Raw genomic sequence first — 18,940 nt, 5'->3', positions numbered from 1 at the left:
TCGGAAACCAGCGGCCCATCTTGCGGTGGAATCTTGAGCGGCTTGCAGAGGCACTCCAACCGCTGTGTACACAATCAGCCCTCACGTATGATGAGCTCGAAATCAAACTAAACGAATTTGAGGATCGATTTAATGCGCAATACTACAGAATGATGCGGAAGAAACTGGGGATCAACACAGATGGCGAGCAAGAACTCGTCGATGAATTCCTGGAATGGCTTCGCAAATCGAACGCAGACTACACCAATACGTTCCTCGAATTAGAGATGCCTGGTACGTTTGATGACCCAGTGTTTGCAACTACAGAATTCGAACAGCTTCGGAAGAAATTGGCTGCTGTCGGCCTAGATGAGGAGTTGATGCAGGAAGCCAACCCACGGTACATCCCACGCAACTATATAGTTGAAGAGGCACTGGATGAGTATCTCGAAACGGGAGATCTATCCAGATTCAAGGGGTTATTGACTGTGTTGGAAGCCCCCTATACATCGAAGGATATGGATTCACAATTCCAGCAACCACCGCTACGAGAATTCGATGCAGAGTATACAACGTACTGTAATACTTGAGTGGATATTACCAAAATAACCACAGCCATTGATTTTAGCTGCCCAAGCGGTTCTCCATCTCCTCGATACCATCGTAAACTATCAGTAAAAATTATATGTCCGTAGCTCCGTGAGGAGTATGAGGCTCCGCTCGGGTTGGAGTATTCTCCATTGTTCAGGCTGGGACGCTATCATCAAGCGAGCGGTGGTCGCTGTCGACGGACCGCTAGGCATTGCCGATCGAGAGAGCAGCATTCGCAAATGCAAGACACGCGCCCTAAGCCTCTCAGAGCACAGTCAAATCCCCTGTAAGCGTAGGCTTACGGTCTCAGTATCACATAAAAGACAGACGATAACAGCACTGTATTCCGTAACGGGGATCGGCCACCAGAACGAACGTAAATTAAGAACCTTCTACACGCGTTAATAATATACGCTGCTTCGTAGGGCTACAGATTATGCCTCGTTCGTCCCCATCCTCCGGCGATTTATCCTCCAACTCCGAGTCGGCTGGATCAGATACTGGCGACTCACTATACTCAGAATTGCCCACGACGCGCCGGCGATATCTCGCGATAACAGGTGTCGGGCTCTCTACGGCCACTGCTGGGTGCACGTCTACCGGTTCCGACGGATCGACATCAAAGTCCGAAGCTTCGGAGCCAATCGATGAAACGTCCGACGACACGGAGGTCGCCAAGACTGGCACAGAGAGCACCGAAGACGAACCGGAGGAAGACGAGCCGGAAACCATCGATGACCTCCTGCTGTTCGACGCACATACGCACGTTATCCCGACGGAAGCTCGAGGTCGTGACCCTCTCTTCGCCGAGCAGCTCGTCAGCTGGATGGATACCAACAGCATTGATCGAGCGGTCGTCCTTGCGTTCGATGCTCCCGAAGCATACCCGGTTCAGGCGCCGAGCGGGTGGGTCCTCGACGAGGTCGATTCGTATCCCGATCGGCTTGTTCCCTTCTGTACGGTCGATCCGCGAGACAGTGACGGAACGGACGCTGCCGCCGACCGCCTCGAGCACTATATCGACCGCGGTGCTCGTGGGTTCGGCGAGCTCAAAATCGAGATGGATATCGACGACGATCGCCTCGAACCGCTATATGAGCTCTGTGCGGCCTACGAGTTGCCGATCCTTTTTCATACTGATCGGCAGATGATGCGGGACGAGGTTGGTCTCCCGCGGCTTGAGGACGTACTGGCGTCGTATCCCGAGACCGATTTCGTCGCACACGCCCACGGGTGGTGGTCGCATATGTCTGTAGACGTCGGGCCGCAGGATCTCGGGCGGATCCCAGAGGGACCGATCGAAGCTCCCGGCCGTGTCTGGGACTTGCTCACGGAGTACGACAACATCTACGGTGACATCTCTACGCTTGGGGGATGGAACGCGCTCATCCGCGACGAAGCGTACGGACAGGCATTCCTCGAATTGCACCACGATCAACTCGTCTTTGGGACCGACTATCTCTTTCCCGGCCACCAGATTCCACACTTTGCCCTGTTCGAACAGTTTGATCTCGAGCTCGAAGCGTGGGCGAATATTCGGTATCGAAACATCGAGAGCCTGCTTCGCTAATATCTCGGTACGGACGATTCGGACCTACCGTGGCCGATTCAACGTACTCGCTCTCATCCGTGTCGACCAGAATGGGTATCGGCTGGCGTTGTCGTTTCAGACGGCCACCAAACGCCACGACCCTGTTGTTTCGACAGACAATCCTAGTCGGGATCACATTGTACACACAATGAGCAGCGACAAGAAGTGCGTTCAGTTTCGGGCACCACACCGACTCATCGATCGAGCTGCTGCACTCGCAGACGTTCGCTAAAGGCCGAGAACGTTCGAGGGGATTCACTCAGCCGGAACGAACAGTTTGCACTCTTCTCAAGGAGCGGCTTTGTCGATGGCCTCGAGAAGGATCTCGGTAAGAACTGGGCTGTTCGATATTGAGGATCTCCGTACGCTCTTCTCACGGCAGCGAGAAACTATCTACGAGGGAAATGAAGGAGTCTGCAATCCACGCTACCCCTGATGCCTCGGAAGGGGCGGTCACTGGAACTGAGGGGAACGAATCCTATTGTATTCAAATAGCTTGGCACTTATATCAAAGTCGGACGAAGTAGCTGACATCGGCTGCGCTACGTGATCGACCCGCTCGAAGAGGATGTTCGCGTTAGCGGAACCGCCTTCCCTGAACTGACGCTATCATTCGACGGACCCGCCGCGAACGTTTCCGCTACGCTCGTTGCGTACGACGAAGACGGCAGCGCCGAGATCATCAATTGCGGATGGATGAATTCAGAACAGAAAGTCATCAAGTGAAACGTTTGCTCTGTATCCCCCGGCCGTCCGTACCGCCTCGAGTTCGACCTGCAAGCGACCGATCGCGTGTTCGGCGCGGGAACTCGCCTCGGAATCGTGTTGGTCTCGACGGATCCAGGGAAGGGAATGATGTAGCCGCCGGAAACTCGCGTCGAACTCACTCGACCTCGACCGAAGTTCGGTTCGGCTTCCGGTCGTTGTCGGCGAGTCGGCGTTCGAGGCAGCGCTCTCGAGTTGACCCCAAACCATCACGAGGTCGAGCGATCCAACACTCCTGTTCCTTGGTTGGCAATGGAAAGGTAGCATAACCGGAGTGAACAACAGCTTCGTTCATCGGCTTTGGCCCAGCTACAGGTTACATCCTCCCCGCCGCCTAACTCCGGTGTCAACAGCTGTTCTCCCTCGTTTAGCATCGAAGTCAAATTAATACGTACTGCCCTCGTTATCTTGTTCCATGACAGCCGCAAACACGGTTCACGTTTTGAATACAGCCGATTGGCAGATGCCTGAGGGGATGATGATGCAGATGGGAGGGGATGACCTAATTGCTGCGAAATGTCCAGCCTACCTGATCGAACATCCCGACTCACTCATCCTCTTCGACACCGGCCTTAGCCACGATCTTGTTGCCAACCCCACCGAGTACGGAGCCCCCCAACTCGAGGAGTTTGCACCGGCAATCGAACCAAAAGCAACGCCGGCAGAGCAGATCGATGATCTCGGATACGATACGTCTGATGTTGACCACGTTGTGCTATCCCACCTTCACACGGATCACGCGGGTAATATTGATCAATTCGAGGATGCAAACCTTCACATACATATCGATGAACTCCGGTACGCGTGGTGGCCTGATCCACCTCAGACAGCGTTCTATATTGATTCCGATCTTACTCCACTTCGCGATTCCTCCGGCACTGTGACGGAGGTCACTTGTCGGACGGATCTTCTCGGAGATGGGAGCATTGAAATTATTCCCACTCCGGGACATACGCCCGGTCATCAGTCTCTAAAAGTCAAACTTGATGATGAAACCGTGTACTTCGTTGCCGACGCCGCTAATCTCCGAGCGGGATATGAAGAAGGACTTGTCGCCCCGTTCAGCTGGTCAACTGAGAAGTCGATGGAATCACTACGCCGCCTGAAGGCGGAAGCGAACTCTCGTGATGCATTCACAGTTATCCACCACGATGCAGAGGATCTCAGCCGTTTGGAGGACTGATTCATCGGCAATCACCCTCGATAGCGGATGTTCGACCGAGACTAAACACTCTCCAAAGGTCTAGTCACGCGGCCACTGACAAACATCATAATTTTTGACCGGCAGGCGCCACGAAACGTCACGTCGACGCAGTCGACAGTGAATGCTCGAGTAACTGTGCCAACTCCGAGAACGAACTGGGTGGGATATAGTAGCTGCACTCACAGCGGCAGAGCTCACCGAAAACAGCCAGCTCCTTCAGATCGAGCCATCGCTCGACCAGCAGCCACCCTCTTACACAACTCCAGAGCAACTGAGTCTCGTTCTCTCTCTGATCTACTACTGGGCGTGGTTAACCAACTGAAACCACTCTACTGTGTCCGCCGTTGGTTACGGAAGCACTCTGGTGACTGAGACCCATTCGCTCTGTACAGGTAACTCAAACGACACTCTGTGTTGTCTCTCGTGGCAAGTACTTCGGCAGTCAGCTTAGGTGGACGGTAACGTCGAACACAGAACGGGCTCGCTATGAACGGCCAGTTCTCCTGAAAGACAGCTTTCAGGGTCCTATTGGCCCGATTTCATGCGACGAATGAGTTAACCAACTGGGATCGGTATCCATTCGCATGAGCAACGATCTCGACGAAAACGACAGCGATTCAGCTGCTGACGAGACGCAGCAAAAGCCGATGTTCTCTGAGCTTCTCCTCGAGATGGATACCCAATTTCTTGTTCTCTCACACCCACGGCGTCGGTACCTCCTCTATACCCTCGCTGAACAGCCGCAGTGGTCGCTTCGCGAACTCGCCACAAAGATCGCAGCGTGGGAAGGAGACATCTCCGAGGAGACAGTGACAGCGGACGAACGGGACAAGGTCCACGTCTCGCTCATGCACGCCCACGTCCCAAAGTTGGTTGACCACGACGTTATCGCCTTTGACCGCGAGAGTGAGATCATCTCAAAGGGTGAGCACGCTGACCAAATTCTGAAGTCGTTGGCTGGATTCGGGGGAAGTACCGATAGCGGTCAGGAGTCGCACGCGGGGAGGGAATACAATGAGTGAACGTCGAGACAGTACTCTTGATATCCAGACTACCGACGACGGTGATCGTCCGCTTGCAGACGCTCAAGCACACTACGATCACGACGCGCACCACGATCTGACGACGACAATTATCTTTGCTGTCGCTGATGCCGAAGGAGTCGATCCCGTCGAGGTCAAAACGCCACCGCTGTACGACTACGTCGATGCGGTCGCGGTCGAAGAAGCGCTGTTCGGTCCGGCGCGCCGGCGTCAGAATCACACTGGAACCGGGGCGATCACCTTCAGCTACCGCGGGCACGACATCACAGTCAGAAGTGACGGCTGGGTGTCCGTCCGGTCGGCCAGCGAGAAGTAAGCATACGCACATACTAGTTAATTCTATGAGTCACCGGGCGAAATCCGCTCTCGTGGACAGTTCTACGGCACCTTCACCGCGACACTGTCTAGTTCAGCACTCACCCAGCCGGCGTTTTTCGTCGATCGATTGATGCGGTCTCTGACGGTTATAATAATGCGCGAGTACTCAATCCTTTCGCGTGCGTTTGTCCGACTGTTAACGCGCGAATTGTGGACATGGTCGACCGTATTTGAGGGTGTGAACCCACTTTCCGATGGGGTTTCGGTGGGTATAGTTCACCCGGTCGGTCAACCCTAACCGAGAGACGGCAGCCCGGTAGTCAGGTTGATCGACAGGAGACTCAGCTTCGGAGAGATCGTGTTTCTCGCGGAGTCCATGCAGAAACGCAGCTGTCGGATCGGCCCCGTGCCGGCCGAACAACACGACGTCGAGAATGAACTCTATGTTGATGTCTATTGCAGCGTACAACCAAGACCACTCTCCGTCGGTTTTGACAGCGGTTTCGTCGACAGCGGCCCGCCTGAGGCGAAGCCGAAGCGGGTCGCGTCCGCTGTCGGACAGCCGGCGTACCCAATTCCAGACCGCTCTGTAAAAGTGTTCAACGCCTAACTCTGGGAGGATCGTTATTGTCTCTCGAATCGAACAACCGGTCTGATGAAGGCGGACGGTGAACGCTCTGATTGGCGTCCTCAGAACGCAGAGCGTTCTGATGGGCTGCACAAGAGCTTTGCTCTTGTGAACGTCGCCGTCGCTCATTCCTCCAAGATTCTTCTAAATCCGCGTCGTCGCTCTCGCTGAGCAGGTCTGCGATCATTTGATCCAACGGACTCAACGACCTGCTCGTGTCTCAAACTGGCTCAACTAAACAGTGCCTTTTCGATCAATTGGTCAATGTGCTCCGATTTGATTTGCTCTCCCTCCACCATGCCTGTAGCATTGGTTCCCGTTGATTTCCTTCGTAGTTAGTGTCGCACTGGTTGATGTATCATCGCAGTCGAGAGCCTATGGCCGATTGGCAACCGCTTGCCCCTTGAGTTCGGCCTGGAGCTGACGTTTTACGCCTTCCGTATAGATCTTGTCATTCTTCGCCCAGGTCTCCTCACTGTCTCTTACACGCTCCAGTAACAGGTCTGAGAGTGCGGAGCGGGCTCTAACGGGTCTGTCCGCTGGAAAGACCGACGAGAGAACCCGAACTTTACTCTCCAGCGAGTCGACCAGGCGTCCACTCTCCGTCGAACTCCTCGTGACGGTACGGTTTCGCGTCCTCGCCCGCGTAGGTGGCGACGAGGTGGCCGTCGCCTTCGAGGTGGTACTTGTAGGTTGTCAACCCCTCGAGGCCGACTGGGCCGCGGGCGTGGATCTTGCCCGTGGAGATGCCGACCTCGGCGCCGAGGCCGTACCGGTAGCCGTCGGCGAACCGGGTCGAGGCGTTGTGAAAGACGCTTGCGGAGTCGAGGCTACGCATGAACGTCTCCGCGCGATCGGCGTCCTCGGTGACGATCGATTCGGTGTGCTTCGAGCCGTGGCTCGTGATGTGGTCGCATGCGGCCCCGAGTGAGTCGACCACTCGGACGGAGACGATCAGATCGCCGTACTCGGTGTCCCAGTCGGCGTCGGTCGCGGCCTCGACGTCGACGAACTCGCGGGTAGCTTCGTCGCCCCGGACCTCGACGTCGGCGGCCTCGTAGCGCTCGACGATCGCCGGGAGAAACGCCTCGGCAACGTCTTCGTGGACCAACAACGTCTCGACGGCGTTGCAGACGGCGGGATACTGCACTTTCGCGTCGTAGGCGATGTCTTCGGCCATTTCGAGATTGGCGTCGACATCGACGTAGACGTGACAGACTCCTTCCGTGTGGCCGAGGACGGGAATGCTCGTGTTGTCCTGGATATAGCTGACGAACGAAGAGCTGCCGCGGGGCATCAGGAGGTCGACTGCGCCGTCCATCTCGAGCAGGGTATCGACGTCCTCCCGGGCTTCGATCTGCTGGGCCCAGCCGTTGGGGATGTCCGCTGTGGCGTCGGTGATGATCTCGAACAGCGCCCTGTTCGAGTGTAGCGCCTCGCTGCCACCTTTCAGAATCACCGCGTTACCGGATTTGAGTCCGAGCGCAGCGATCTGGACGAGTGCATCGGGGCGGGACTCGAAGACCGCGCCGACGACGCCGATCGGCACGGCAACCTTGTACAGCTCGAGTCCCTCGTCGAGCCGGCGCGCCTCGAGGGTTTTCTCGAGGGGATCGTCTTGGTCGGCGACGCTGCGGACCATCTCGGCGATGCTCTCGACTTTCGACACCGAGAGGGTGAGTCGGTCGACGAACGCCTGGCTGTACTCGCCGTCGGCGAGGAGTTCCTCTGCGGCCTCGACGTCGCGCTCGTTCGCTGCGAGAATCTCGTCAGTTCGTGCCTCGAGCGCGTCGGCGACGTCCAGCAGGGCTGTGCGTCGCTGCTCGTCGGATAGCTGTGCCAGCTGTAAGGCTGCGGTCTGTGCTGTTTCGACCTTCCGTTCGGTTTCAGTGTTCGTCATGGCTTGGATGGGGTCTCGGTTCGGCTGTCGGTCACGCCATTGATGGGGACGAATATGGTTCCCACGGATTTGGCGGTGGCGATCTTCTCCAAGACGTTCGGTTCGGACGACTTCGCGATTATCGCGGGAATGCCGTACTCACTGACGTCACGGGCACCCGCGACTTTCGTCTCGATGCCGCCGAAACCGACGCCCTCGCCAGTGCCGCCGGCGACGATCTCCTCGACCGAATCGTAGTTTTCTCCGACTGCTTCGATTAGCTCCGCGTCGCCGTCGGTCTTCGGGTTGCCGGTGTAGACGCCGCCGACGTCGGTCAGCGTTACCAGCAGGTCCGCCTCGACGCCGATCGCAGTCGAGGTCGAGAGCATATCGTTGTCGCCGATCCGGATCTCGGCGGTCGCGACCGCGTCGTTCTCGTTGATGATTGGTACTACGTCCCATTCGAGCAGCGTCTCGACGGTGTTGCGGAAGTTCGTAAAGCGCTCGGGGTTCTCGAGGTCGTGTTGAGTGAGCAACAGCTGGGCTACCTTCCGGTCGTAGCGGGCGAAGCTCTCGGTGTAGCGGTGCATGAGATGGCTCTGGCCGACCGTCGACAACGCCTGAGACTCCTCGACGGTCCCGGTAGGCTGGTCGATCCGGCCGGTGCCGGCGCCGATCGCTCCGGAGGAAACGAGGATGACCCCCTTGTCCCGCTCGAGCAAGGCCTCGAGATCGTCGACGAGCTTGTCGAGTTTCTCCATGTCCAGGTTCGACTCCTCGTCGGTGAGGGAGTTGGTCCCGGCTTTGACGACGACGCGGTCGGCGTCGGCTCCGAGTTGTCTCGCCGCGGTCACCTCGGCCTCGGGGACCGGCTCAACCATCGGTAGCCAACTCTGCAGAGCGCTCTTCGGCTGCCTGGACGGCCCCAGCGACCGCCTCATCGGCGACGCTGTCCTGGAGCACCTCCATCCCCTCGATAGTCGTCCCCTTCGGAGAGCAGACAGCGTCGATCAGTACGTCGAGTTCCTCGCCCGAACGGAGGACGGTTTCGGCGGCTCCCTTGAACGTCTGGGCGGCTAACACCCGAGCGTCTTCGGGGTCGAGACCGCCCGCCACGCCGGCGTTAGTCATCGCCTGAATCAGGTAGAAGACGAATGCAGGGCCGCTGCCGTTGACCGCGGTCGCGACGTCCATCTGCGCCTCCTCGACTTCGACGTACTCACCGACGTCGTCGAGCAGTATCCTGACGTCGTCGGGGATTTCCTCGCCGGTGACCGCCGCCGCCATGTTCCTCGTTCGGGCCGCCAAGTTCGGCATGAGCCGTACCACGTTCGCATCGGTTCGCACTTCGAGAAAGTCGGTCGGCACGCCCGCGGCGATCGACACCAGCGTCTGTTCGGGCGAGAGATCGAGTTCCTCGAGCACCATCCCGACGATGTCGGGTTTGACGGCGACGGCAACTACGTCGGCGTCGGTCGCCTCGGCGGTCTCCGCGGTAGTCCGTGTCGCGTACTCGGCAACCGCCTCCAGCGCGTCAGGGTCGGGGTCGCACGCGATCACCGTGTGACCGCCGGCGCTCGAGAGCCCCTCAATCAGGGCTCCACCCATGTTGCCACAGCCAATAACGCTCGTCCGTACCATCGTTATCCTTCCGAAGGACCGAGATACCCATACAAACTTTGGTATCCGTCCGACGTCAGCCGCTGGGGACGAAAATCGTCCTCCCCGACGTTCGGCCAGTAACTGGCGGCCAAATCCGACTCCCAGCCTTCCACGTGGCGAATCTCGTAGGCGAGACTCGAATGACGAGGAGACAGAAGAGATTGCCAGCTCTCTCGAGAGGATAAGGGTCCGCGGGGGCGCGGAAAGTTACCCAGCTTCCTCGCGTCCGAGATCGGAGCAGTACGTTGATCCGAGGGCTCGCTCGGTACCGTACCGTCCGGCCACCGAGTTCGTCGCGGTGACGACATCGGGTCCGATACTGTCCTCCGATTGGATCAGTCACTCCGATCGAGAGAGATGCGTACACATCCAATCAGGGCTCAGTTTCAGCGGTGACGAGATCGGCGACGACGTCGACGACCGACACGGCGCTTTCGCCGAGAACGTACGCGATCGGTTCGATTCCGAACGCCCCCTCGTGGTAGACGACGCGGGGAACGGTCGCACGCGTCTCGAACGCCGACCGGAGTCGTCCGGTCCGATCCTCGTAGTCCGCATCGAACGCGAACGTCTCGAATCCTCGTTCGCGAGCAGCCTCCAGCAGTCGATCGTCCGTCCGCAGGTTACACGCTGCTCGGATTGTTGGGTCCACCTCGTTAGCTGCAAGGATCATCCGTGAAACGTGTTCCGAAGCGCCGAACTCCGGATTGCCCGGAACCTCGATTCGGCCACGAACGGAATGGATTCGTCCCGGAATTGCAGCGACGTCGGCGGGACCGATCGGATTGGGGCGTGCCATCCCGAGGTTGGTTCCGGCGTTCGGGACGAACGCTCCGATCGAATCCGACGTCTGAAGCATGCGAGTCGCCCGACGGACGTTCGCGAGCGTCTCTCGGTCGGCCGCGACGGCGTCGTCTGCCCCCCGTACGCAGATATCACAGCCCAGTCCCTCGAGTGCGGGCATCTCCGCTTCGTGGATCGCACAGATCGGTCCCCTGTCTTCGAAGCTCCGGATCAACTCGATGATCTCCGCCATCGCCTCGTACTCGTCGAGATCGTCCGAGTCGAAACCTTCCACGAGTCGATCGACGGTTTCTCCGAATCGCGGGTCGTCGGTGAGACGTTCGTCTACAGTCCCCTTGCCGCTCGCGTACCCGCTCACCGCCGCCTGTGTCACGCCGAGTTGCTCGGCGACAGCTCGCTGTGTCCACCCGCGCTCGAGCAACGCCGTCGCGAGCTCGGTCCGGAGTGTCGGTAACACCCGCTCGGTGACGATCTCCTGTGGCAACACCAATCCCATAGACTTCCTTCCCAGCGGTCGACCATAAGCCTCAGCCGGATTGGGGGTGATGACGATGAGCTGGCGGCTACTGATCTCGAGGACCGCAGACACGCCGACGTACACGGACGAAACAGCAACCGGAAAATCGTGTTCCCGGTTCTCCGGCGAGAACGACCTGTTCGAAGCAGCACTCGAGTCTCGAGCTGTACCAGAAGTACAGGGATTCACGTGAATCCAGATGGGTACCAGTCACTACATATCCCGGAGCTCTACTCGAGATCCTGTTCGGTCGGCCCATCCGCTCATCCTTCCAACTATGCGTTCTACAGCACAATAGCCCATCAATTCATCGTCAGCATACCTATCGCTCCGCAACCTATATTAATGGATGATATAACTAGGTAATCGATGCCAGAGACACAACTGCAGCGGGCCCGTGCAGGAGAGATTACCGCCGCTATGGAACGAGTCGCTGAACGAGAAAACCGCAGGCCAGAGACGGTGAGAAAACAGGTTGCCACCGGCCAGGCGGTCATCCCGGCAAATCACGGCCACGACTCCCTCGATCCGATGATTATCGGGCGAGAGTTCTCGACGAAAGTCAACGCGAACATCGGCAATAGCGACACGACCAGTGGTATCGAGGGGGAACTGCAGAAGCTCCATACAGCCGTTCACTACGGAGCGGACACCGTCATGGATCTTTCTACGGGTGACAACCTCGATCGAATTCGAACGGCAAATATCGAACACTCACCCGTTCCAGTCGGGACGGTTCCAATCTACGAGGCAGTCAAGCGCGCGAAGAATCCCGCGGACATCACCCGCGAGCTGTTACTCGAGATTATCGAGAAACAAGCAACGCAGGGGGTCGATTACATGACGATCCACGCGGGCGTGTTGATGGAGCATCTGCCGCTGACGGATAACCGCAAGACCGGTATCGTTTCCAGAGGTGGCTCTATTCTGGCCCAGTGGATCGAAGAGAACGGGATGCAGAACCCCCTCTACACCGAGTTCGAGGAAATCTGCAGTATCTTCGCAGAGCACGACGTGACGTTTTCGCTGGGTGATGGCCTTCGGCCGGGCTGTCTAGCGGACGCGAGCGATGAAGCTCAGTTCGCCGAACTCGAAACGCTCGGCGAACTCACACGGACGGCACGGGACCACGGCGTGCAGGTGATGGTTGAAGGACCGGATCACGTTCCACTGGATCAGATCGTAGACAACGTCGAACGACAGCAGGAGGTCTGTGACGGGGCTCCGTTCTACGTCCTCGGTCCGCTGGTCACTGACGTCGCACCGGGATACGATCACATCACAAGTGCAATCGGCGCGACCGAAGCCGCTCGAGCCGGGGCTGCGATGTTGTGCTACGTCACACCGAAAGAACACCTGGGCCTCCCGGATAAAGCGGACGTTCGGGACGGACTCGCAGCGTATCGAATTGCCGCCCACGCTGCGGACGTTGCAAACGATCACCCCGGAGCACGCGATTGGGACGACGCACTCTCGGAAGCGCGCTACGAGTTCGACTGGCAGCGACAGTTCGATCTCGCTCTCGATCCCGAACGCGCGCAGAACGCCCACGATCAGACGCTCCCGGGAGACAACTACAAAGACGCTCGGTTTTGCTCGATGTGTGGCGTCGAGTTCTGCTCGATGCGAATCGACCAGGATGCGCGAACCACCGACGGTGAGATGACCACGATCAGCGACGAAACCGATCTCGATTCGTCTCCCGCGGCGGACGTGAACCTCCCCCCAGTCGGGGTCCACGATACCAGTCGTCTCCCGGACGAGATCGAAATCGACGGGGTGACCTTCACACCAGAGGAGTCTCACGCGGACGATTAGCGTCTCGATGGCGACGCCAGCAGCGGTCGCTGACGGTATCCCCGAACTGCAGTATCTCCTTCCTTTTGGATGGATGAGTAACTCGCTTCCCCAGCGACTGCACCGCAGACCCTGTAGTCCGATGATCTCTTGGCAACTCGGAACCTGTCTCCTCGATCCCACGAACACGCTGCTGTACCGTACCGGTTCTAAGGGGTCCACTTTGTAGCTGCCTACCCGATGGATCTGCTCAAGGATGGGCCTTAGATAAGGATCTTAGCAAAGATAGTTTTCTAAGATTCGTACCCGAGAGACACATAGCGACTCGAGACGACGACAGGACCACCGTCGATAGTAACGACACCACGTTCGCCGACGCTGTTTAGCGGCTGCGCTCGCGGCGAAAGGAGCGACCGAAAATACCTGAGTTCCCCGCTCGAGCGCGTCTACAGTCGTCGGCTCCCGAGCGGAGCGTGCCCGGACCAGTTCGTTTGGCGGGGCTCGTTCAGCCCTCGGTCGGGAAGGTCTCGTGGAGCAAATCGTGTGCGTCGCCGAGACCGTCGACGAGGCTCTCGCCCTGAACTCGGAGCCGACGAACGGCACGCTCGGCGTCGCGAACGGCCAGCAGCCGACCTCGGGTGTAATCGTACTCCGGGTCGTCGACGTCCATCGACGCGACGGTCTCCTCGAGGTCGACGAGCGCGGCGTCGAGGTGGCGTTCGATCTCCGCGAGGCTCTCTGCTTCGGCGAGTCCCTCGATAGGCCCCTCGAGGTGGCCCTCGAGTTCCTTCTCCGCGTGCTCGCGGGCGTGCTGGTCCTCGACGCCGAGGACGGTCATCAATCCGAGTCGAAGCGCTTCGATTTCGTAGCAGCTCATATGTAGTGGGTGTGTGGTGGTTCGGCGGTTTCGTTCGAGTGTGATTCAGTACCGAGTTCGAGAGGTGTTCTACAGGGTCTGATCGACGAGATCGCTGACGAGACGCCCTCGTTCCAGGTGGTCGGACACGATCCGATCGGCGTCTTCGGCCGCGACGTCGCCGTACCAGATCCCGTCGGGGTAGACCGCGACCATCGGCCCGTCGCCGCAGCGACCCAGACACGACGACCGGGTGATGCGGACGTCACAGTGCTCGGCGTCGCGAGCCTCCTGACGGATGCGTTCGAGCACCGCGGACGACCCCATGTCGGCACAGGTCCGGTTCGTGCAGACCGCGACGTGTTTTTCCGGCGCGTCGTGGCTGTGGGGCTCGTCGTCGACGTCGTCCCGATCGGCGTGTGCCTCCTGGTGGGCCAGCGCGCGCAGCATGGCCCGCGCGCCGCCGACGTCCTCCTCGTACCCCTCGAGATCGACCTTGTACTTGCACGTATCACAGGACATCTCGACGCTCTCCGTCCTGGCCTCCTGCCAGCGATCTGTGAGGACGTCGAGCAGCCGGGAGTCCGTCCCGAGGGGATCGCCAGCGAGCGCGTCGACGTACGGGTACTGGTCGTCGAACTCGCTCGTCCAGTCCCGGACGCGCTGCGTGAGGACGCCGTCGCCGAGCATGTACGGCAGGACGACCGCGGCGTCGGGGCGGTGCTTCGAGAGCCCGTGGAGGGTGTCCTCGAGCGTGGGTTCGGTGACGCCGACGAACGTCGCTTCGGCGCGGTCGAACGCCCGCCCCTCGTACAGCAGTCGGGCGAGTTTGTGGACGTCGCCGTTCGCGTCGGGATCGCTCGAGCCCCGCCCGCAGAGGACGACGGCGATGTCGTCCGTCGTCCGGTCGACGCCCAGCTCGGCCTCGGCCGCGCGAGCCCGGTCGTCCAATAGGTCGAGTATCGCCGGGTGGATGCCCAGGTGTGCCCCGTTGTCGATCTCGAGGTCGTGTGCCGCTCGCGCCCGCTCGATCGCCAGCGGCACGTCGTTTTTGACGTGACTCGCCGCGAACAGCGAGCAGTGGACGACCGTCACCCGGGACACGAGCGTCGCGAGTTCCGCGAACGCCTCGTCGATCGCCGGCGCCGCGAGCTCGAGGAACGCGGCGTCAACTGGGATCCCGAGCTGCGACTCGAGGTCGGCGGCCAGCTCCCGTACTTGCTGGTTCGACTTCTCCCGGCGGGAGCCGTGACCGACCAGCAAAACCGCCTCGTCGTCGAACGCCGCCGTGGGTGCGGTGTCGTCTGGCGTACTCATCTTGGTCTCGTGGGTGGTCTTTCGTCGGTGATAGTCATGATCGGATTCGGTCGCCTTGGTTACGGCTCGTCGTACGCCTCGGCCTGCTCGAGGCTCCGCTCGAGCTTGCGGCGACGACTCGGCGCGTAGAGTCCGGTCTCCTCGCAGTCCTCGTAGAGCCACGTTCCGAACGCGGGCGCGTCGGCGTCGTCGATTCCGAACCAGTAGCCGCCCGAGGAGGTCTCCGAGAGGTCGTCGACGGACGCCTCGATCGGACACCCCGTGATCAGCTCCCGGGTCAACTCGAGCAGGTCCCGGTCGTTGTGGACGAACGAGATCCCGACGGTGCCGCTCTTCGACTTGAAACAGATCGTCCCGCAGCCCTCGAGCAGTCCTCGAAGCAGCTCGCGGTCGTGGCTCGAGAAGGCGCTGAACCGGTAGTTCCCGCGGCCGCCGACGGGAAGGCCGAGCACGTTGCTGCGGCCGAGCAATCCCCTGGTACCGTCCTCCTGGCCCTCGCCGTTCTCTTCCTCGTCGTCCTCGATCGAGAGCGTGTACTCGTCCTCGGTTCGGGTGATCGCCGCGTCGTGGGCGTACTCGCGGCTCGTTGTCTCGTGCTCGAGGTCGCCGCCGGCGACGGCTGCGAGCACCCGTGCGGAGCGCTCGTCGTTGGTGGTGACCTCGATGTTGCTGTCTGAAACCGCCCCGCTCCCGGCGACATGGCCCCAGAAGTACGCGCTCGCGGGATGGCCCGCCAGCGGATCCGCGGGAACCTCGATTTCGAGGGGGTCGTCCTCCCGCTCGACCGACTCGCTCATCTATCCACCTCCTCGACGACGATGGCGTCGGTCGGGCAGGCCGCAGCAGCCTGTTTCGCCTCGTCGAGGCGGTCGTCGTCGAACGTCGCGACGACCCGGTCAGCGGTGTCGGTCACGTCGCCCTCGCAGTCGTAGATCGGATCCGCGTCGGGATCGATCGTCGCGAGGCCGTCCTCGCCCTCGACGAAGCGTGGGTCGCGCGTCAGGCAGGCGAAGATGCCGTCGCAGGCGTCCTTCTCGATGGTGAGTTCGTAGCGTGGCATTGGTTTGTCTCGTCGTTAGTAGTCGTACTTCGTCTCGTAGCCCCGCGGCGTCACCATCCGGTCGTCCCAGACGTAGGTGTCCTCGGTGCCGACGAGGATCGTCGTCGTCATGTCGATAATCTCGCTCTCGCCGAGGTCCTCGAGTTCGCCGAGTTCGGTGATCATCACCTGTTCGTCCTCGCGGCCAGCGCCGTGGACGATCCCGACGGGCGTATCGGGATCGCGGTGGGTCAGCAGGATCTCACAGCATTTCCGGAAGTTCTCTCGGCGCTTGCGGCTCCAGGGGTTGTAGATCGTGATCGTGAAGTTCTCGCTCGCCACCGAGTGCAGCCGGGACTCGATCTCGGGCATCGGCACGAGGTGATCCGACAGCGAGACCGAGACGGTGTCGTTGACCAGCGGCGCGCCCAGCCGGGCCGCACAGGACTGAGCGGCCGGGACGCCCGGGACGACATCGAACTCGACCATCGACGCCGTTGCACCCTTAGACTCGAGGATCTCCAGGGCCAGCCCGGCAAGCGCGTAGACGTTCGGATCGCCGCTGCCGACGATGGCGACGTCGTTTCCAGCGAGGGTACGGTCGATCGACTCCTCCGTGCGCGACACCTCGCCACACATCGGCGTGTCGTAGATCTCGTCGGCCGCCTCGGTGATTTCGTCCGGAATGAGCTCGATGTAGGTCGTGTAGCCGACGATGTGGTCGGCCTCGAGCAGCGCCGTCTTGGCGCGTTCGGTCATCCCCTCGGCGTGGCCGGGACCGAGTCCGACTGCGGTTAGCTGGCCTGGATCGGCGTCGAAGTCCTCGACCGTGGACCCGACCTCCTGTTCGTGGGAGTCGTCGCTCGAAGCGGAACTCGAGGCGCCGCAGTTCGAACTCGAGTCGTCGGTGCTCGAGGCTCCACACGTGCTTGAGGATGACTCCGCCGTTGTCCTGTTCGTCTCGTTCGAGGCGCCACAGTTCGATGTCGATTCGTCGCCCGTCTCCGCGTTGGTGTCCGTGCTCATATCAGAAGTCCTCGACGTCGCGCCCGCCGCGGGGCGTGACGAGGTACGTTCGGTCGTCGTTGCTCCAGGTCTCGGTCTCGTGGGTGCCGACGATCAGCGAGGTTCCCATCCCCGACACCTTGTCGTCGTGGTCGGCGGCCTCGCCCAGCGTCGTGATGAACTCGCTCTCGCCGTTGCGGCCGGCGTCGGCCCGACCCGCGTCGTTGACGATCGCGACGCGGGCGTCGTCGGTCCGCTCCTCGCGAACGATCTCAACTGCCTTCTCGTAGTTTCGCCAGCAGTTGTACAGCACGATCACGAAATCGGAGATCGCCGCCGCGCGCAGCTTCTCCTCGATCTCTTCCCAGCCGCGCCACTTGTCCGACAGCGAGACGGTACAGAAGTCGTTACACAGCGGCGCGCCGACGTTGGCCGCGCCGCCGAGCGCCGCTGTCATCCCGGGGACGATCTCGATCGGAACGTCCGTCGCATCCTCCTCGTCGGCCATCTTGAAGATCAGGTCCGACTTGCCGTAGACGGAGGGATCGCCCCCCGAGACGTGGGCGACGTCTTTCCCCTCACGGACGTAGTCGAACGCCGCGCGGGCGAGTTCGATCTGGCGGCCCATCGTCGAACGGACGATCTCCTGTTCAAAGCCGTCCTCTCGGGTCGCGATGCCGTCCTCGTTCGTCCGTTCTGTAGAGGGGATGGTCCCGTCGTCGCGTAGAAACTCCTGGTAGAGACTCGAGGCGATGACGACGTCCGCGGTCTCGATCACTCGCTTGGCCTTCACCGTCATGTGCTCGGGCAGCCCGGGACCGATGCCGACCACGGAAAGCGTCCCGTGGTCCTCGGGGGTTCCGGTGGTTTCTGTCGCCGCCGAATCGCTCTCCGAGCTCATCGACCGATCGCCACCGTGACCTCGTTTTCGTACCCCCGCTTCTCGAGCACCAGTTCCTGCTCGGCACCGCCCGCGATCGCACTTGCCTCGGAGACGCCCGGCCAGCCGATCAGCTCCTTGGACTTCGAGGGTGTCGGCCCCTCGTGTTCGAGCAGCGTTTCCTTGTCGAAGACCACAACACCCAGATCGAGCTCTCGGGCCGCCTCGAGCAGCCCCTCCTCCTCGGCCTTCCGGGTCGCGGTGGCGACGAACTCGACGTCCGACATCTCGTGGTCGGTCCGCTCGAGGGCCTCCTCCCAGGCGGCGAGAAACGCGTCCTTGCTGGCGCCGGAGACGCTGCCCGTGCCGAGGACGATTCCGCCCCGTTTGTTGCGCTTGAGGACGGTGACGTCGTCGCCGACGAGGACGGCTCGGGGACCCTCGAGCCGTTCGACGGGACCGAGCTCGTCGTCGAGCACGGCGAGGTTCGTCTTGACCGTCGAGTCGCCGTTGACGACGTGGGCGTCCATCGCCTTGGCCTTCGACTCGACGCCCTGCTTGCCCGCCGCCTCGCTGGCGGTGGTCATCGCGGGCACGGCGCCCAGCGTCGCCAGGTCCTGGGCGACCTGGTTGGCACCGTGGTGACCGCCTGTGATCGGGATGGCCCACGTCAGTTCCTCGTCGACGACGCAGATCGCGGGGTCGTCCCACTTGTCGTCGAGCAGACCCGCGGTCTTGCGCATCGCGATTCCCGAGGCCATGAGGCCGATAAAGCAGTCATACTCGCCCCAGTGGTCGGCGAAGACGTCGCCGTGGTACTCGAGGATCTCGATCGACTCGTAGCGCTCCTCGAGTTCAGCCCGGATCTTCTCGGCGGTCTCCATCTTGCGCTCGAAAGAGACGATCGCGATCTCCTCGGCCACCTCGCCGTCCGAATCCGGCGTCGAACAGTGGCTACCGGAGTCTGTACTCGAGTCGTCCGTCCCGTCCGCGTTCTCAGTTCCTGAACTCATTGTCGAACCTCCGTCGTACCGAACTCGCCCGTTCCACGCCGAATCGACCCGT

17 protein-coding genes and 2 pseudogenes are annotated in these 18,940 nt (G+C 60.7%); 7 read left to right on the top strand and 12 right to left on the bottom strand.

Annotation, left to right across the window (positions count from 1 at the left end):
• From QA600_RS13365 to QA600_RS13340, 6 genes and pseudogenes are all read left to right on the top strand, one after another.
• A partial coding sequence (locus QA600_RS13365; RefSeq protein ID WP_278292440.1) for a protein adenylyltransferase SelO family protein occupies window positions 1-569 on the top strand: 569 nt, incomplete at its 5' end.
• 437 nt (window positions 570-1,006) lie between these two features.
• Window positions 1,007-2,140, top strand: coding sequence for an amidohydrolase family protein (locus QA600_RS13360; RefSeq protein WP_278292439.1), 1,134 nt, complete (start codon window positions 1,007-1,009; stop codon window positions 2,138-2,140).
• A 567-nt stretch (window positions 2,141-2,707) separates the two neighbouring features.
• Window positions 2,708-3,022: pseudogene (locus tag QA600_RS13355) on the top strand (CocE/NonD family hydrolase C-terminal non-catalytic domain-containing protein).
• A gap of 319 nt (window positions 3,023-3,341) precedes the next feature.
• Window positions 3,342-4,109, top strand: a complete 768-nt coding sequence (locus tag QA600_RS13350; protein WP_278292438.1) for an N-acyl homoserine lactonase family protein — start codon at window positions 3,342-3,344, stop codon at window positions 4,107-4,109.
• A 605-nt stretch (window positions 4,110-4,714) separates the two neighbouring features.
• Window positions 4,715-5,152 (top strand): helix-turn-helix domain-containing protein, encoded by a 438-nt coding sequence (locus tag QA600_RS13345; RefSeq protein ID WP_278292437.1) that lies wholly within the window; start codon window positions 4,715-4,717, stop codon window positions 5,150-5,152.
• A complete protein-coding gene (locus QA600_RS13340; RefSeq protein WP_278292436.1) occupies window positions 5,145-5,489 on the top strand; it encodes a HalOD1 output domain-containing protein in 345 nt (114 codons plus the stop codon). The genes QA600_RS13345 and QA600_RS13340 overlap by 8 nt, the downstream gene beginning before the upstream one ends.
• A gap of 100 nt (window positions 5,490-5,589) precedes the next feature.
• Here QA600_RS13340 and QA600_RS13335 read toward each other — a convergent pair.
• The 5 genes and pseudogenes from QA600_RS13335 to QA600_RS13315 form a co-directional block, all read right to left on the bottom strand.
• A pseudogene (locus QA600_RS13335) lies at window positions 5,590-6,214 on the bottom strand (IS6 family transposase).
• 473 nt (window positions 6,215-6,687) lie between these two features.
• The gene (locus QA600_RS13330; protein ID WP_278292435.1) at window positions 6,688-8,019 is read right to left on the bottom strand and encodes a glutamate-5-semialdehyde dehydrogenase; all 1,332 of its coding nucleotides are present in this window, start codon (window positions 8,017-8,019) and stop codon (window positions 6,688-6,690) included.
• Complete coding sequence (gene proB, locus QA600_RS13325) at window positions 8,016-8,879, bottom strand: glutamate 5-kinase (RefSeq protein ID WP_278292434.1); 864 nt, start codon at window positions 8,877-8,879, stop codon at window positions 8,016-8,018. Before proB ends, QA600_RS13330 begins: the two co-directional genes overlap by 4 nt.
• Complete coding sequence (proC, locus tag QA600_RS13320; protein WP_278292432.1) at window positions 8,872-9,639, bottom strand: pyrroline-5-carboxylate reductase; 768 nt, start codon at window positions 9,637-9,639, stop codon at window positions 8,872-8,874. Before proC ends, proB begins: the two co-directional genes overlap by 8 nt.
• A gap of 394 nt (window positions 9,640-10,033) precedes the next feature.
• On the bottom strand, window positions 10,034-10,960 hold the full coding sequence (locus tag QA600_RS13315; protein ID WP_278292431.1) for a thiamine-phosphate synthase family protein: 927 nt from the start codon (window positions 10,958-10,960) through the stop codon (window positions 10,034-10,036).
• A gap of 390 nt (window positions 10,961-11,350) precedes the next feature.
• Between QA600_RS13315 and thiC the strand changes: the two genes are divergently transcribed.
• Entirely contained in the window at window positions 11,351-12,799 is a 1,449-nt protein-coding gene (gene thiC, locus QA600_RS13310) for a phosphomethylpyrimidine synthase ThiC (protein WP_278292430.1), read from the top strand.
• A 484-nt stretch (window positions 12,800-13,283) separates the two neighbouring features.
• Here thiC and QA600_RS13305 read toward each other — a convergent pair whose 3' ends face one another.
• The 7 genes from QA600_RS13305 to cbiG form a co-directional block, all read right to left on the bottom strand.
• Window positions 13,284-13,655, bottom strand: a complete 372-nt coding sequence (locus tag QA600_RS13305) for a DUF3209 family protein (protein ID WP_278292429.1) — start codon at window positions 13,653-13,655, stop codon at window positions 13,284-13,286.
• A gap of 69 nt (window positions 13,656-13,724) precedes the next feature.
• Window positions 13,725-14,951, bottom strand: a complete 1,227-nt coding sequence (locus tag QA600_RS13300; RefSeq protein WP_278292428.1) for a CbiX/SirB N-terminal domain-containing protein — start codon at window positions 14,949-14,951, stop codon at window positions 13,725-13,727.
• A gap of 59 nt (window positions 14,952-15,010) precedes the next feature.
• Window positions 15,011-15,748: a cobalamin biosynthesis protein gene (locus QA600_RS13295; protein WP_278292427.1), complete on the bottom strand. Its 738-nt coding sequence runs from the start codon at window positions 15,746-15,748 to the stop codon at window positions 15,011-15,013.
• Window positions 15,745-16,011 carry a ferredoxin gene (locus QA600_RS13290; protein ID WP_278292426.1) on the bottom strand — a complete coding sequence of 89 codons (267 nt, stop codon included), beginning with the start codon at window positions 16,009-16,011 and terminating at the stop codon, window positions 15,745-15,747. Before QA600_RS13290 ends, QA600_RS13295 begins: the two co-directional genes overlap by 4 nt.
• A gap of 15 nt (window positions 16,012-16,026) precedes the next feature.
• Window positions 16,027-17,016 carry a precorrin-3B C(17)-methyltransferase gene (cobJ, locus tag QA600_RS13285; RefSeq protein WP_278292425.1) on the bottom strand — a complete coding sequence of 330 codons (990 nt, stop codon included), beginning with the start codon at window positions 17,014-17,016 and terminating at the stop codon, window positions 16,027-16,029.
• Between the two features lies 1 nt (window position 17,017).
• Complete coding sequence (locus tag QA600_RS13280; protein WP_278292424.1) at window positions 17,018-17,896, bottom strand: SAM-dependent methyltransferase; 879 nt, start codon at window positions 17,894-17,896, stop codon at window positions 17,018-17,020.
• Window positions 17,893-18,888: a cobalt-precorrin 5A hydrolase gene (gene cbiG, locus QA600_RS13275; RefSeq protein ID WP_278292423.1), complete on the bottom strand. Its 996-nt coding sequence runs from the start codon at window positions 18,886-18,888 to the stop codon at window positions 17,893-17,895. The genes QA600_RS13280 and cbiG overlap by 4 nt, the downstream gene beginning before the upstream one ends.
• Between the last annotated feature and the right edge of the window lie 52 nt (window positions 18,889-18,940).

It is taken from the genome of Natronococcus sp. A-GB1, assembly GCF_029688845.1.
Lineage (GTDB): Archaea > Halobacteriota > Halobacteria > Halobacteriales > Natrialbaceae > Natronococcus.
Note: the sequence above shows the minus strand (reverse complement) of the source record. Positions and strands in the feature narration are given on the sequence as shown.

Coding starts and splice junctions, on each gene's coding strand:
- QA600_RS13350 (WP_278292438.1), top strand. CDS start 3,342: ATGACAGCCGCAAACACGGTTCACGTTTTGAATACAGCCGATTGGCAG.
- thiC (WP_278292430.1), top strand. CDS start 11,351: ATGCCAGAGACACAACTGCAGCGGGCCCGTGCAGGAGAGATTACCGCC.
- proB (WP_278292434.1), bottom strand. CDS start 8,879: ATGGTTGAGCCGGTCCCCGAGGCCGAGGTGACCGCGGCGAGACAACTC.
- cbiG (WP_278292423.1), bottom strand. CDS start 18,888: ATGAGTTCAGGAACTGAGAACGCGGACGGGACGGACGACTCGAGTACA.
- proC (WP_278292432.1), bottom strand. CDS start 9,639: ATGGTACGGACGAGCGTTATTGGCTGTGGCAACATGGGTGGAGCCCTG.
- QA600_RS13360 (WP_278292439.1), top strand. CDS start 1,007: ATGCCTCGTTCGTCCCCATCCTCCGGCGATTTATCCTCCAACTCCGAG.
- QA600_RS13345 (WP_278292437.1), top strand. CDS start 4,715: ATGAGCAACGATCTCGACGAAAACGACAGCGATTCAGCTGCTGACGAG.
- QA600_RS13330 (WP_278292435.1), bottom strand. CDS start 8,019: ATGACGAACACTGAAACCGAACGGAAGGTCGAAACAGCACAGACCGCA.
- QA600_RS13305 (WP_278292429.1), bottom strand. CDS start 13,655: ATGAGCTGCTACGAAATCGAAGCGCTTCGACTCGGATTGATGACCGTC.
- QA600_RS13300 (WP_278292428.1), bottom strand. CDS start 14,951: ATGAGTACGCCAGACGACACCGCACCCACGGCGGCGTTCGACGACGAG.
- QA600_RS13280 (WP_278292424.1), bottom strand. CDS start 17,896: ATGAGCTCGGAGAGCGATTCGGCGGCGACAGAAACCACCGGAACCCCC.
- QA600_RS13340 (WP_278292436.1), top strand. CDS start 5,145: ATGAGTGAACGTCGAGACAGTACTCTTGATATCCAGACTACCGACGAC.
- QA600_RS13295 (WP_278292427.1), bottom strand. CDS start 15,748: ATGAGCGAGTCGGTCGAGCGGGAGGACGACCCCCTCGAAATCGAGGTT.
- QA600_RS13290 (WP_278292426.1), bottom strand. CDS start 16,011: ATGCCACGCTACGAACTCACCATCGAGAAGGACGCCTGCGACGGCATC.
- QA600_RS13315 (WP_278292431.1), bottom strand. CDS start 10,960: ATGGGATTGGTGTTGCCACAGGAGATCGTCACCGAGCGGGTGTTACCG.
- cobJ (WP_278292425.1), bottom strand. CDS start 17,016: ATGAGCACGGACACCAACGCGGAGACGGGCGACGAATCGACATCGAAC.